Raw genomic sequence first — 12,854 nt, forward strand, 5'->3', positions numbered from 1 at the left:
TTAGCGCCGGTCCAGCCAGGCATCGGCACCGGCGGCGTCCTCGGGCGTCTCGGCCCGCGCGAAGCCGGAGCCACGCAGCAGATCGATCAGATCGTCCTGCTCGAGTCCAGTACGGACCTGCAGCACCACGCTATCGCCGGCCAGGGAATCCAGACGCGCGGTCTCCACCGCCTGCAACCGCGTCAGCTCGGCGCGCAGGCGCTCGAAGGCCCCATAGCCCTGAACCCCGGCAAAGCCCAGACGCAGCCATTCCGGCTCGGCCGCCACCCGCGCCAGGCGTTCGGCCACCTGATCCAGCCCTCGCGCCACCGCGTCGTGCGCCGCACTACCGGGATCCTCCCCGCTCGCCGCGCTGCGATATTCGCGGCCATCGTGCACGGCAATCGCCCGCGCCTCCGCCCCGCTCGTGGTCTCGCGCACATGCAGCAGCACGACGCCATCGGCGTCGTAGCGACGCGCCGCCTCCACCAGCGGCTCGGTCACGCCGCCGACGATGTCGGACGGCTGGGCCGCGCGGCGGTCCTGAAGGTCGCCCAGGGGGAACAACAGCGGCATGTCACGCGCCGCGGCCAGATCCCCCAGCGCGGAGAGAATGCCCGGACCGTCCACGGCATCCCCGAGCAGGTCGCGCTGCCCGCCCCGCTCGTGGACGGCCCAGACCAGCAGCCCCGGACGCTCCCCGAGCACGGATGGCACCCCGGCATCGCGCAGCGCGGTGCGCAGACGGAAGCGGTCGAACTCCAGGCGGTAGGAATCGTCCTCAACCTGCTGCCGGCGCTCCAGGGCCGCGATCCAGCCCGCGTCGTCACGGGCGTCCAGCAACGCCTCGACCAGTTCCAGTACCGGCTCCGAGCGCAGCCCCGCCAGACGCACCAGCGCCTGTTCCAGGCCCTGCTCCAGGGCCGTGGACTCGTCCTCGGCCGCGACCGTCACCACCACCGGGCCATCGGCCGCGGCCGCCGGGGCCAGCACGAGGAGGAAAAGACCCAGCAGCATAGCCAGGCGCGAATGCGTTCGGGGGTGCAGTGACATGGTTGCGTTCAATTGTTCGACAAGCGCCACAAAATACCACAGGCCACCGCGCCGAAGTCCCTGAGGAAAGCGGCCAAATGCGGCCCGGGCCGCACCGTCTTCTTTGCACGCCCGCACCCGGCTCGCTACCATGCCGGGTTCTGCGAGACCGCCACGGCGCGCGGTCGTCAAACATCGGGGAACCCATGTCCGAATCCCGTTCAGGCCTGACCTACCGCGAGGCCGGTGTCGACATCGAGGCCGGCGCCGAGCTGGTCGAACGCATCAAGCCGCATGCGGCGCGCACCCGGCGTCCCGGCGTCATGGCCGGACTGGGGGGCTTCGGCGCCCTGTTCGAGTTGCCGATGGATCGCTACAAGCAGCCGGTTCTGGTCTCCGGCACCGACGGCGTCGGCACCAAGCTGCGCCTGGCCCAGGAGACCGGTCGTCACGACAGCATCGGCATCGATCTGGTCGCGATGTGCGTGAACGACATCGTGGTCCAGGGCGCCGAGCCGCTGTTCTTCCTCGACTACTACGCCACCGGCCACCTGGACGTGGACATCGCCGCCGACGTGGTCACCGGCATCGCCGAGGGCTGCGAACAGGCCGGTTGTGCGCTGATCGGCGGCGAGACGGCCGAGATGCCCGGGATGTACCAGGGCGAAGACTACGACGTGGCCGGCTTCGCGGTCGGGATCGCCGAGAAGGCCGCCCTGATCGACGGCAGCCGGGTCACCGCGGGCGATGTGGTCCTGGGCCTGGAGGCCAGCGGGCCCCACTCCAACGGCTATTCCCTGATCCGCCGCGTCCTGGAACACTCCGGCGCCGGCCTGGACGCCCCGTTGCCGGGCGCCGACGGGGTCTCCCTCGGCGAGGCGCTGATGGCCCCCACCCGGATCTACGTACGCCCGCTGCTGGAGCTGCTGCAGCAGTTCCCGGTGCACGCAATGGCGCATATCACCGGCGGTGGTCTGACCGAGAATATTCCGCGCGTCCTGCCGGATACCCTGGGGGCGCGCATCGACCCGGACAGCTGGGCCCGCCCGCCGGTGTTCCAGTGGCTGCAGCAGGCCGGCGACATCGCCGACGAGGAGATGCTGCGCACCTTCAACTGTGGCATCGGCATGACCGTGATCCTCCCCGAGGACCGGGTCGAGGCCGCCAGCTCGCAGCTGGCCCGCGCCGGCATCCGCAGCTGGCCGATCGGCGTGATCCAGGAACGCGACGACTACCAGCCAAGCGTCTCCTACGCCGCCGCATGAGCGTCCCCGCCGGGCAATCGGCCGCGACCCCGAAGCGCCTGGTGGTGCTGATCTCCGGGCGTGGCAGCAACCTCGGCGCACTGATCGAGGCCTGCGAGCAGGACCGCATCCCGGCGCAGGTCGTCGGCGTCATCAGCAACCGCCCCGATGCCGCCGGGCTGGGCTTTGCCGAACAGCATCACATCCCGCACCGGGTACTGAACCACCGCGACTACCCCTCGCGCGAGGCCTTTGACGCCGACCTGGCCACCGCCATCGAGGACTATGCCCCCGACCTGGTCATCCTGGCCGGCTTCATGCGCATCCTGACCCCCGGTTTTGTGGACCGCTTCACCGGCCGGATGCTGAACATTCACCCGTCGCTGCTGCCGAAGTACCGTGGCCTGGATACCCATGCCCGCGCCCTGGCCGATGGCGATCCCGAACACGGCGCCAGCGTGCACTTTGTTACCCCGGAACTGGACGGCGGCCCGGTCATCATGCAGGCCCGCGTGCCGGTCGACCCCAACGACACGCCCGACACCCTGGCCGCCCGCGTGCAACGGGCCGAGCACCGGCTGTACCCCGAGGCCGTGCGCCGGGTGTGTTCAGGTGAAATTCAGTGGTCCGGGCGGATCCTGCAGGCCGACGGCTCGCCGCTTGAGGCGCCGCTGCAACTCGACGAGGACACCCACGATGTTTCAGGCCCTGACGCCCGGAGCCGCCCACCGCACCCGGTCGGCTAGAACCCCCATGTTCCGACTCGCAATCGCTCTGCTGCTGGCCCTGCTGGCCGCCCCCGCGGCTGCGGAGCGCGATCTGAGCCCGATCCCGCCCTACACCGCCAGTTACGAGGCCAACGCCATGGGCAACACGCTCAAGGCGCGCATCACGCTCAATCACGAAGACGTGCAGACCCGCATGGCGATGGACGCCCATGTCTCCGGTTTCCTGCGCATCCTCGGGCGTTTCGAGCTGAGCCGCGAGGCCCTGATGAACAGCCGAAGCGGCGATTTGCAGCTGGTGCAATCGCGCAGCCAGCAGATCACCCCGCGCCGCGAACGCAAGGTCGAGACCCGCTTCGACTGGGAGACCAACCGCGCGATCGGCACCATCAACGGCGAACGCTTCGATCTCGAGGTGCCGCCGCAGACCCTGGACTTCCTCGGCTCGCTGTATCTGATGATGCAACGCCTGGAGAGTGGGGCCCTGTCCAGCGAAGGCGACCGCGAAACCATCCAGGCCCTGGAACGCGACCGCCTGCGCGAATACCGCTTCGAGTACGCCGGGCGCGAGACCATGGACTCCCCGATCGGCCGGGTCGAGACCATCCGCATCGATCGCCGCACGGACGACAGCGATGTCGCCCTGTCCGCCTGGTTCGCCCGCGAGCTGCGCCATGTCCCGGTGCGCTTCGACTACGAGGCCGACGGCCGCGTGTTCGAGCTGAACCTCACGCAGCTGGAATGGCACGACCCGATCATTGATCTGACCGACGAGTAACCACCATGAGCGAAACCTTTGACCTGGCCATCATCGGCAGTGGCCCCGGGGGCTATCGTGCCGCCGTCCTGGGCGCCCTGCGCGGACTGAAGGTCGTCATCATCGAGAAGGCCGACTGGGGCGGCTGCTGCCTCAACCGCGGCTGCGTGCCCAAGAAGGACTGGTACCACACCGCACGCACGGTTGCCGCCCAGCGCCACTTCGCCGGCCGCGGCATCAGCGGCAGTCTCAGCGCCGACATGGGCAAGGCCTGGGACCACCAGAAGGACGTGGTCACCGAGGTGCGCAACTCCTACCTCGGCTACATGAAGCACCTGAAGATCCAGTACCGCCACGGAGCCGCGAGCTTCCGCGACGCCGAGACCCTGGAGGTCGTGACCGACGATGGCACCGAGACCGTGCAGGCCCGGCACACCATCATCGCCACCGGTGCCACGGCCAGCGTGCCCGCGCCCTTCGAGGCGGCGCCCGGCCGCGTCCTCACCACCGACATGCTGTTCGACGACAAGCCGCCGGCCGGCCAGCGCGTCGCCATCATCGGCTCCGGCGTGGTCGCCACCGAGTTCGCCTGGATCTTTCACCACCTCGGCAAGGACGTGACCTGGCTGAGCCGCTCCAAGCCGCTGTCCGGCCAGAAATTCAGCCCCCAGGCGCTGGGCACGCTGAAGGAACGCCTGGCCGAGGACGGCGTCGAGCCCACCCGGGTCAAGGGCTACGAGAAGGTCGAGATGTCCGACGACGGCGTCACCATCACCGACAACGAAGGCAACACCTTCGAGGTCGACTGGGTCCTGCTCGGCACTGGCCGCACCCCGCACACCGAGGGCCTGAACCTGGATGCGATCGGGGTGAAGACCGACCGCCGCGGCTTCGTGAAGCGCCGCCCCACCCTGCAGACCGACGTCGACAACATCTACGTCATCGGCGATGTCGCCAGCGAGTGGCAGACCGCCAACCACGCCCTGGCCGACGCGACCATCGCGGTCGAGAACATCCAGAACGGCAACACCCGCGAACAGGACGAACGCTTCGTCCCGATCGCGATCTACTCCGCCGTCGAGATGGCGCGTCTGGGCATGGACGAGGACGACGCCGAGGACGAGGAACTGGAACCGGCGGTCGGCTTTGCCGCCTTCGAGACCTCCCCGCGCGCCCTGGGCCAGGACGAGCCGGAGGGCTTCGTGCGCCTGATCGGCGACATGGACACCGGGGCCCTGCTGGGCGGCGAGGTGATCGGCGCCGACGCCGGCGAGCTGATTCATATCCTGTCGCTGGCCCCCGACCGCGACACCGCACTGGCCTGGATCGCCAAGGGCCAATGGAACCACCCGACCCGCGCCGAGGAGTTCCTCAACGCCACCGAGACCCTCGCCTCCAAGTGGAACCTCAAGTCCGAGATCTTCGGTCTCTGACCTGGCCTGAAGCCACCCGGTAGTCTTGGGCTAGCGTTCAGCCCGGGTACGCTTGGCGGCCAGGAGCTCGGTATCCGCACGCTGGACGAGGTGCTCGAGATGGGTGTCGTCGGCGAGAAAGCCGGCCGCGCCGACACTGATGGAGATGTCTGCCTGTTCCTGCACCCGCGCCTGCAGGCGCTCGGCCATCCGCCGGGCGTCTGCCAGGCGGGTGTCCGGGAGCAGGACGACGAATTCGTCCCCGCCATAGCGTCCGAGCAGGTCCGCGTCGCGCAGGGTTGCCTGCGCGGTGGCGGTGACCCGCTTCAGCATGGCGTCGCCGGCCGCGTGTCCCACTTCATCGTTGATCCGCTTGAAGCCGTCGAGATCGAACATCAACAGCGATAGGGAACTGCCGTGGCGGCGGGCGCGCTCCATCTCGCTCTCGGCCCGTGCCTGAAAGTGCCGGCGATTGCCAACCCCGGTGAGGGGGTCGCTGGACGCGAGCTTTTCCAGCCGCCGATTGGCCTCCTGAAGCTCGCGGTTGGCCTGGTTCAGGGCCTGCGTGCGCTCCTCGACCACGGCCTCCAGGTTGTGGCTGTAGCGCTCCAGATCCTCACGCGCCAGGCGCAACTCGGTGACATCCTGGGAGATTCCGAACAAGTGCGTGATCGCACCCTGCGTGTCATGCACGGGCAACAACAGAGTGAGCCAGCGCCCTTCCTTTTCGACGCCATCGCCATCGCGAAAGGCCGCATGTTCCTCGTAGCGCAGGGGCGCATCCTGGCGCAGGCAGTCGCGGTAATGCGCGACCACCTGCTCTGCGACCGGCCACGGCAGGATGTCGTGCAGGCGCCGGCCGGTACAGTCCTGCGCGAACAGCTGTTGCATCTTCGCGTTGGATGCCTCGACCACGAAATCCGGGCCTTCGACCCGAATCAGGAACATGTTCTCCGGAAAATGCTGCCAGATCTCCGCCAGCACGCTGGTCTGCGCCAACTCGTGCAGAAATCCTTCCCTCGCCGTTCTATCGTCCGTCATCGAATACCCTTCTGGTACGCCAGGGACACGCGGCCCCACATACGCGGTCGCCCTCGAGTCGATCTTTCGTGCTGACAAGGCGTGGTGAGCTCAGTGTAGCCGAGCTTTCGTCGCGAACCGCAACGCCGTCAGTGGGAACATTGGCCGAAGCCAGGCATTCAATGACTTGCGGCGTTGATGCCCCGCGTTCATCGATCCGGAGTTACGCACCACGGGTGGCAACCGGCCGGAAGAACCGCGTCCACCCTGCGCAACACATGGAGCGCCGACGCGGGCGTGGACAAGGGCCAGCGTCGCCCTAACGCATGTACCCGTAGCCCTCCTGCTGTTGCAGACGGACGATTTCGGCATCGGCCATCGGGACGACGCTCGCGAAGCCGTGGAAGTCCTCCGGGGCGTAGCCGCGACGAGCGGCGCCGGCCGGGCAGATGCGATAGTCGATCACGCCAGCCCGCGTTCCAGCGTTATCGGCGTCTCGTGCCCGGAAAGGTGCTCGCGAGGGCGCCTCTTCGGCGTGCACAGTGGCCATCGGACCGGCCAGCCGAATCGGTCTTGCATCCACGCAGCGACGCCGCCTCGGAACACAACATCACTCCAACCGCCCCATGGAGTGATCGTACGGCGCGCACGCCCAGGCCATTCTCCCCATCCACCGCGGTCCATGCATGCCAACCAGGGCGCGGATTGGTCGTAGAATGATCGGCAATGCTGCGCGCGGTCCAATACCCGAGCGCCCTCGTCCCTACCCTTCAAGCCGACGTTTACCGCATGCGCCGATCTCCGGTCCTGGTCCTAGTCCTGATACTTCTGCTCTGCGTGACGGCACACGCCAGCGAGGACATCGGCGCCGGGGAATCCGGTCAGCAGTGGCTGCACCAGACACGCGAGGGCACGCGCGACCTGACCTACTGGCTGGTCCGCAACGTGGATGGCTGGTTCGGTGACAAGCCGTTCGACGACAGCGGCGGCGAGGCGGGTGGTCGCATCCAGATCGGCGGGCTCCACCGCGAGGACAAGGGGTTCAAGGCCTCCACGCGGTTCCGGCTGGACGTGACCATGCCCAACGTGAACGAACGGGTCTATCTGTTCGTCGGCCGCGGCGCGGAGGACGAACTGGTGCAGGACCAGCCGGAGACTTTCTCGCGCGCGCAGCTCCTGCTGCCGGAGGACCGTGACGCGGACCAGACCTATTTCGGCGGGCTCGGCTATCACCTACGCGAACATGTCGACCTGCGTCTCGGCATCCGCGGCGGCTACAAGCCGTATGCCCAGGCCCGTTATCGCCGGATCTTCTGGCCGACCGACGCCACCACGCTGGATTTTCGCGAGACCCTGTTCGTGTCCACCGGCGACGGTATCGGGGCAACCAGCTCGCTCGACCTGGCCCATGCACTCACCGAGCGCCGCGCGTTTCGCTGGCGCAATTCCGCGACCGTCAGCTCGGAGACACGTGGAGCGGCCTGGTCCACCGCCATGGGGGTGTTCCAGACCTTCGGACCGGAGCGGGAGATCTCGCTGGAGGTGCTGGCGAATGGCGAAACCGCCCGACCGGTAAAGGTGCGTGAATATGGCCTGCGCGGGATCTATCGCCAGCCCGTCTACCGCGACTGGCTGATCGGCGAGGTCATACTCGGGCATTTCTGGCCCCGCGGCGATCGCGATCCGGACCGGCGCGAGGCCTGGGCCCTGGGCCTCGGGATCGAGATGATCTTCTGATCCGGGAGCCAACACGATCGCTTGCATTCATCGGCGTCTCGGAACCACGTCACGGGGGCTTCGTCACGCCAAACGGCGTATTAGGTGCACGCTCACTCGCGATTTGGAACCGCAGGGGACATCCCGCTCCGCGCGCCCTGATCGCAATCGAGCAGGAGGGGGAGTTGCCTCCCGCGTCCTCTCACACCACCGGGCAAACGGATCCGTACCACGGCGGTTCTTGCCTCCCATTATTGGGTTGAGCTTCGCTCCAATGAATTCCCCCGCCGCCTGTGTGCTGTGAGCGCTTCGACAGTCTTTGGGCTTCCGACCCGCCATACCGTTCCTCGCGACGGACACCCTAGCTGTTCAGCTAGCGGTTCCCACTATCAGGGTCCATAGGGGACTCTCACCCCGAGTCATCCAGCCAGCCACCACGGCTAGCCGGATAGCGCCTAAACGACGCTACGCGCCATGCCTGGCGCACCACAAAAAAAGCCCCGCACTAGGCGGGGCTCTCTCAACCTGGCGCTTGCGCGCCGGGGTTGTCTTACTGAGCTTCGACGTTCGCGGCGGCCGGGCCCTTCTGGCCCTGCTCGACGTCAAACGAGACGCTCTGGCCTTCTGCCAGCGACTTGAAGCCGCTACCCTGGATGGCGCTGTGATGGACGAAGACGTCCTTGGAGCCATCAGACGGGGTAATAAAGCCAAAGCCTTTTTCGTCGCTAAACCACTTCACTGTACCTGTAGCCATTTCGGTTACCTCTGCTTGTTCATAATAGATTGGGTTTTCGAGGGGAGGAGAGACTGGAGGGCAACCGAACGACGATGGAACTTGATCGTGATTCTACGCGGCCCCAAACTAACTGGGACCGGAACTGCGAATCTTAACGCCCCTTTCGGGGTGTCGCCTGGTGCTGCATGGAGCCTGTTACCGTTACCTCGCAGCTATTGTCCTCCCAAACCGCTCTCAATTGAAAGTGTTTTTTCGGATTTTCTTGATGTACGCCCGGAAAATCGTTTGTTATCCGTCGCTTGAATGGGAATTTAATTTGGATTCAGGCGCTTATTTCCCACGTGGAAGCGGTTTCAAGGCGTTACCGACCGGAACCGACACGCCTTGAGGGGCATCGGCCGCACCCTCATGCGCACGCCGCCCGCTACTCCAAACCATCAAACACCCCCTCCGATGCCAGCGGCAACGGGACGTGCAGCGACGCCGCCATCACTCGCAGCAGCTCAACCTCGGCCGGCACCACCTGCCCGCCATGGCTGACGGTGGTCACCATCGCCCGAATCAGCGGGTCCTTGTCGCGCATGCGCAGGGCATCCAGCTGTTCCATCACGCGGTCCAGCACATTCGCCCATGCGCGCGCACCGGCCGCCCCGGTCAGGGCCTCCGGGATCTCAACCGCCAGCGGCAGCGCCCCGTCCAGGCTGCCAATCCCGGCGGTCAGCGCGGCCCGCGCCGCCGCCGGGTCGTCCGGATGGCCATGGTGGGCCAGCACCGCCAGCAGGTAATGCGCGCTCTGCTTGTGGGCGTCCAGCGTGGCAGTCCCGGGGCGGGACGCCGCGGCAGGATCCTGCACATCCCGCAACTGGCAGCTCAGCATACGCCCAAGGGCATACTCGAATACCGCCACCCGGCCATCGGCATGAATCAGCCGCTCCACCAGCCCCTGCAGGCGCGCGCGCTCCTCGGCTGAAAGCCGCCGCAGCATCGGGAAGCCCAGCTCCAGAAGCGGCAGGCGCAGGTCCTCGCGCAGCGCAGGTTCCGCTACCTGTAGACGTCGTACAGCCTCTCCGCGCGCCTCGCCCAACGCCTCGGCAATCATTATCCGCTGCCGCTCGCGCACATCCGGGTCCGCATGCAACAGGAGATACAAGACCACCTCGATCGCCCGCGCATCCGAGCGCGCGGCCCAGGCCAGCGGCCCCGGAATCGCAGCAAGCAACCTGCCGGCACCGAGGATATGGGTCAGTGCCGGGTGGCCGCCGAGGGCATCCCCCACGGCCTCGGCGCCCGGCAGGCGCCCCTCGCGTTCGCGCTGCATGCCGTCCACCGCGCGCTCGTGCGCCCGCTGCCGCACCCGGGCATTGAGCTGGTCGCGCAGGCGCTGCAGATCCCGGGGCTCGAAATGCGGCTGCAAGGTGCGGATGCGATCCAGCAGGGGTGGATGGGTCTCGAAGATCTGGCCGATCGCGTCGCTGGCAAACAGCATGTGAGTGATCTCCTCGGTATTGCCATTCAGCCCGGCATAGCGGGCCGCGACCTTCTTCAGCGCACCGGCCAGGCCGTCCGGCTCGCGGGTGAACTGCACGGCATGGGCATCCGCGAGGTATTCGCGCTGACGCGAGATGCCGGCCCGGATCCAGCGCGCCAGGGCCAGCCCGGCATAGCCCACCGCGATCAGGGTGACGCTGAGCACGCCCACCCCGGTATCGGCCATATCGCCCTTGTGTCGACGCCGGCGTCGCGCCAGCCCGCCCTGCCCCAACAGCGCCAGAATCTCGATCCCGTAGAGGATGCCGATCAGGCGCATGTTGAGGCGCATGTCTCCATTGAGGATATGTCCGAACTCGTGCGCGACCACACCCTTCAGCTCGGCGCGCTCCAGGCTGTCCAGCGCACCGCGGGTCACGGCGATCACCGCATCGTTCGACGCAAAGCCGGCGGCGAAGGCGTTAATACCGAGGTCCTGCTCCAGCACGTAGATATCGGGCACCGGCACCCCGGAAGCAATTGCCATCTCCTCGACCACGTTGCGCAGCTGCCGCCGCTGCGGATCCGCCGGATTGCCATCCACCCGGATGCCGCCCATCTCCTGCGCGATCAGCCCACCGCCGCCGGCGCGCAGCCGCCAGCCCCGGTACAGACTCGCAAGGACGATCAGGCCCGCGGTGATCCCCATGGTCCAGGCGATGGCCTCGGTGCCGCCCCCCATGGCCCAGACAATCAGGCCCAGGGCCCCGACGATCACCAGCACGGCCAGGCCGAACAGGGCCAGTAGCCAGCGCGTCCTGCGCTGTGCCTGCTCTTGCTGCTCGAAGAAGTTCATGGCCGCTCCTCGCCACCGGGATACGACCGTATTGCGGAGGGCGGACGGTCGCGCGTCACGGGGCCATGCAGCCCTAGGGAGACGCTGATGTAATCGCGCGCTCGTTTAATCGCGCGCTCGCGCTCGAGTCGCTTTTGCGTGCGAACAAGGCGCGGTGACTGCCGTGCAGTCACTCTGCACAAAGGAACCGCAACGCTGTTCGCGCGCAAAAGCGGCCGAGCCCGCTCTTTCAATCACTTGTCGGGTTGGTGCCCCCTGTTCGCCGATCCTGCGTTGCGCCGCTTGCGGGTAGAACCACTACCCGCTGCACGACGCGCCTTGTCTCGGAAAACAGGGGGCACCAACGCGAGCGCGCGATTAAATCAGCGTCTCCCTAGGCGAGAGTAGCAGGGTGGGTGATGCGGGGAAACGGCCGGTCATGCCCGCACAGACAGACCGGAAAGAGCCGTTCAGTCGCCGGCCACCATCATGGATTCAACCAGGATGGAACCGGTGTGGATGTTGCCGCGGCGGTCGACATCGGTGCCCACGGCCGCCATCCGCTGGAACATGTCCTTCAGGTTACCGGCGATGGTGATCTCCTCCACCGGATACTGCAGCTCGCCGTTTTCCACCCAGAAGCCGGCGGCCCCGCGGGAATAGTCGCCGGTCACCGGGTTCACCCCCTGGCCGATCAGCTCGGTGACCAGGAAACCGGTCCCCATCTCGGCCAGCAGGGCGGCGAAGTCCTTGTCGCCCGGGGCCACGGTCACGTTGCGTGCACCCCCGGCGTTGCCAGTGGCCTCGAGGCCCAGACGTCGCGCGGCGTAGCTGTCGAGGGTATAGCTCTGCAGCACGCCGTCGGCAATCAACGGGCGATTGCGGGTGCGCACGCCCTCCCCGTCGAACGGGGCGCTACCCAGCGCGCGCGGGGTCTGCGGGCGTTCCTCGATCTGCATCCACCCGGGGAACACGTTCTCGCCGATGGCATTCAGCAGGAACGAGCTCTCGCGGTACTGGGACGGGCCGGCGATCGCACGGGTGAAACTGCCGATCAGGGTGCGCGCCATCTCCGGGGCAAACAGCACCGGGCAGTTGCGGGTCGACAGCTTGCGCCCGCCTAGCCGGCGCACGGTGCGCTCGGCGGCCTCGCGCCCGACCTGCTCGGCGGCGGTCAGGTCCCCCGCGTGGCGTGCGACGGAATAGGCGTAGTCGCGCTGCATGCCTGCTGCGTCGCGCGCGACCAGCGCGCAGGACAGGGAATGCCGGGTGCTGCGATAGCCGCCCATGAACCCCTGGCTGTCGCCGAGAAACGCAATGGCCCGCCGCGTGCTGACGCTGGCACCCTCGGAGTTCTCGATCCGTTCATCCGCCGCGAAGCCGGCGGCCTCGATGGTACGGGCCAGCTCGGTCGCCTCGGCGGCGCTGCAGCCCCAGGGGTGATCCAGGTCAAGGTCGTCCCACTCGCTCGCCTTGAACGCGGGATCGGGCATCCCGGCGTACGGGTCCGGCTCGGTGTAGCGGGCGATGCGGCAGGCCGCCTCGACGGTGTCGATCAGGGCCTGGTCACTGAAATCGGTGGTAGAGGCGGCCCCCTTGGACTGGCCGAAATAGACGATCAGCGAAAGACTCTGGTCACGCTCGTGCTCCAGGGTTTCGATCTCGCCCTTGCGCACCCCCAACTCCAGCCCGACGCTGTGACTGACCACGGCCTGGACGTCCGAGGCACCGCGCGCGCGCGCGGCCTCCAGCGTGCGCTGAACTCTCGTCTGCAGGGAGTCCGGCGAATGAGAAAGGGCCTGGACCCCGTCTTCCTGGGACACGGGTTCCGGGATGGCGCGTTCGGGAGATGTACTCATGCAGGGTTCCGCTACTCGATGACTGATCTGGGGGCGATACAAGGACACCCCGGGCCGGATGGCCCGGGGAAG

The 12,854-nt window shown here is 67.4% G+C and carries 11 protein-coding genes; 5 read left to right on the forward strand and 6 right to left on the reverse strand.

The features are described 5' to 3' along the window. Positions 1-1,032: a DUF2066 domain-containing protein gene (locus tag G335_RS0104755; RefSeq protein WP_026304763.1), complete on the reverse strand. Its 1,032-nt coding sequence runs from the start codon at positions 1,030-1,032 to the stop codon at positions 1-3. A gap of 185 nt (positions 1,033-1,217) precedes the next feature. Between G335_RS0104755 and purM the strand changes: the two genes are divergently transcribed. The 4 genes from purM to G335_RS0104775 are packed head-to-tail and all read left to right on the forward strand — an operon-like array spanning position 1,218 to position 5,170. Next, entirely contained in the window at positions 1,218-2,276 is a 1,059-nt protein-coding gene (gene purM / locus G335_RS0104760; RefSeq protein ID WP_018176047.1) for a phosphoribosylformylglycinamidine cyclo-ligase, read from the forward strand. After that, positions 2,273-3,001, forward strand: coding sequence for a phosphoribosylglycinamide formyltransferase (gene purN / locus G335_RS0104765; RefSeq protein WP_018143917.1), 729 nt, complete (start codon positions 2,273-2,275; stop codon positions 2,999-3,001). The genes purM and purN overlap by 4 nt, the downstream gene beginning before the upstream one ends. 7 nt (positions 3,002-3,008) lie before the next feature. Beyond that, on the forward strand, positions 3,009-3,758 hold the full coding sequence (locus G335_RS0104770; protein WP_018176048.1) for a DUF3108 domain-containing protein: 750 nt from the start codon (positions 3,009-3,011) through the stop codon (positions 3,756-3,758). A gap of 5 nt (positions 3,759-3,763) precedes the next feature. After that, the gene (locus G335_RS0104775; RefSeq protein ID WP_018176049.1) at positions 3,764-5,170 is read left to right on the forward strand and encodes an NAD(P)/FAD-dependent oxidoreductase; all 1,407 of its coding nucleotides are present in this window, start codon (positions 3,764-3,766) and stop codon (positions 5,168-5,170) included. 30 nt (positions 5,171-5,200) lie between these two features. Here the strand turns inward: G335_RS0104775 and G335_RS0104780 are convergent, their stop codons facing one another. Together G335_RS0104780 and G335_RS14165 are read right to left on the reverse strand one after the other, a co-directional pair. Next, positions 5,201-6,148, reverse strand: coding sequence for a GGDEF domain-containing protein (locus G335_RS0104780; RefSeq protein WP_018176050.1), 948 nt, complete (start codon positions 6,146-6,148; stop codon positions 5,201-5,203). A gap of 340 nt (positions 6,149-6,488) precedes the next feature. Further along, positions 6,489-6,635: a hypothetical protein gene (locus G335_RS14165; protein WP_018176051.1), complete on the reverse strand. Its 147-nt coding sequence runs from the start codon at positions 6,633-6,635 to the stop codon at positions 6,489-6,491. A gap of 260 nt (positions 6,636-6,895) precedes the next feature. Here G335_RS14165 and G335_RS0104790 point away from each other — a divergent pair, with 260 nt between their 5' ends. After that, positions 6,896-7,906, forward strand: a complete 1,011-nt coding sequence (locus G335_RS0104790; RefSeq protein ID WP_018176052.1) for a hypothetical protein — start codon at positions 6,896-6,898, stop codon at positions 7,904-7,906. Positions 7,907-8,435: 529 nt separating this feature from the next. On the opposite strand, the gene G335_RS0104795 is transcribed toward G335_RS0104790, so the two are convergent. The 3 genes from G335_RS0104795 to pmbA all read right to left on the reverse strand — a co-directional run bounded on the left by G335_RS0104795 (position 8,436) and on the right by pmbA (position 12,782). Then, positions 8,436-8,639, reverse strand: a complete 204-nt coding sequence (locus G335_RS0104795) for a cold-shock protein (protein WP_018143924.1) — start codon at positions 8,637-8,639, stop codon at positions 8,436-8,438. A gap of 406 nt (positions 8,640-9,045) precedes the next feature. Next, on the reverse strand, positions 9,046-10,944 hold the full coding sequence (locus G335_RS0104800; RefSeq protein WP_018176053.1) for a M48 family metalloprotease: 1,899 nt from the start codon (positions 10,942-10,944) through the stop codon (positions 9,046-9,048). Positions 10,945-11,393: 449 nt separating this feature from the next. Then, positions 11,394-12,782 (reverse strand): metalloprotease PmbA, encoded by a 1,389-nt coding sequence (pmbA, locus tag G335_RS0104805; RefSeq protein ID WP_018176054.1) that lies wholly within the window; start codon positions 12,780-12,782, stop codon positions 11,394-11,396. Between the last annotated feature and the right edge of the window lie 72 nt (positions 12,783-12,854).

The sequence above is a fragment of the Thioalkalivibrio sp. AKL8 genome, from assembly GCF_000380525.1.
Lineage (GTDB): Bacteria > Pseudomonadota > Gammaproteobacteria > Ectothiorhodospirales > Ectothiorhodospiraceae > Thioalkalivibrio > Thioalkalivibrio versutus.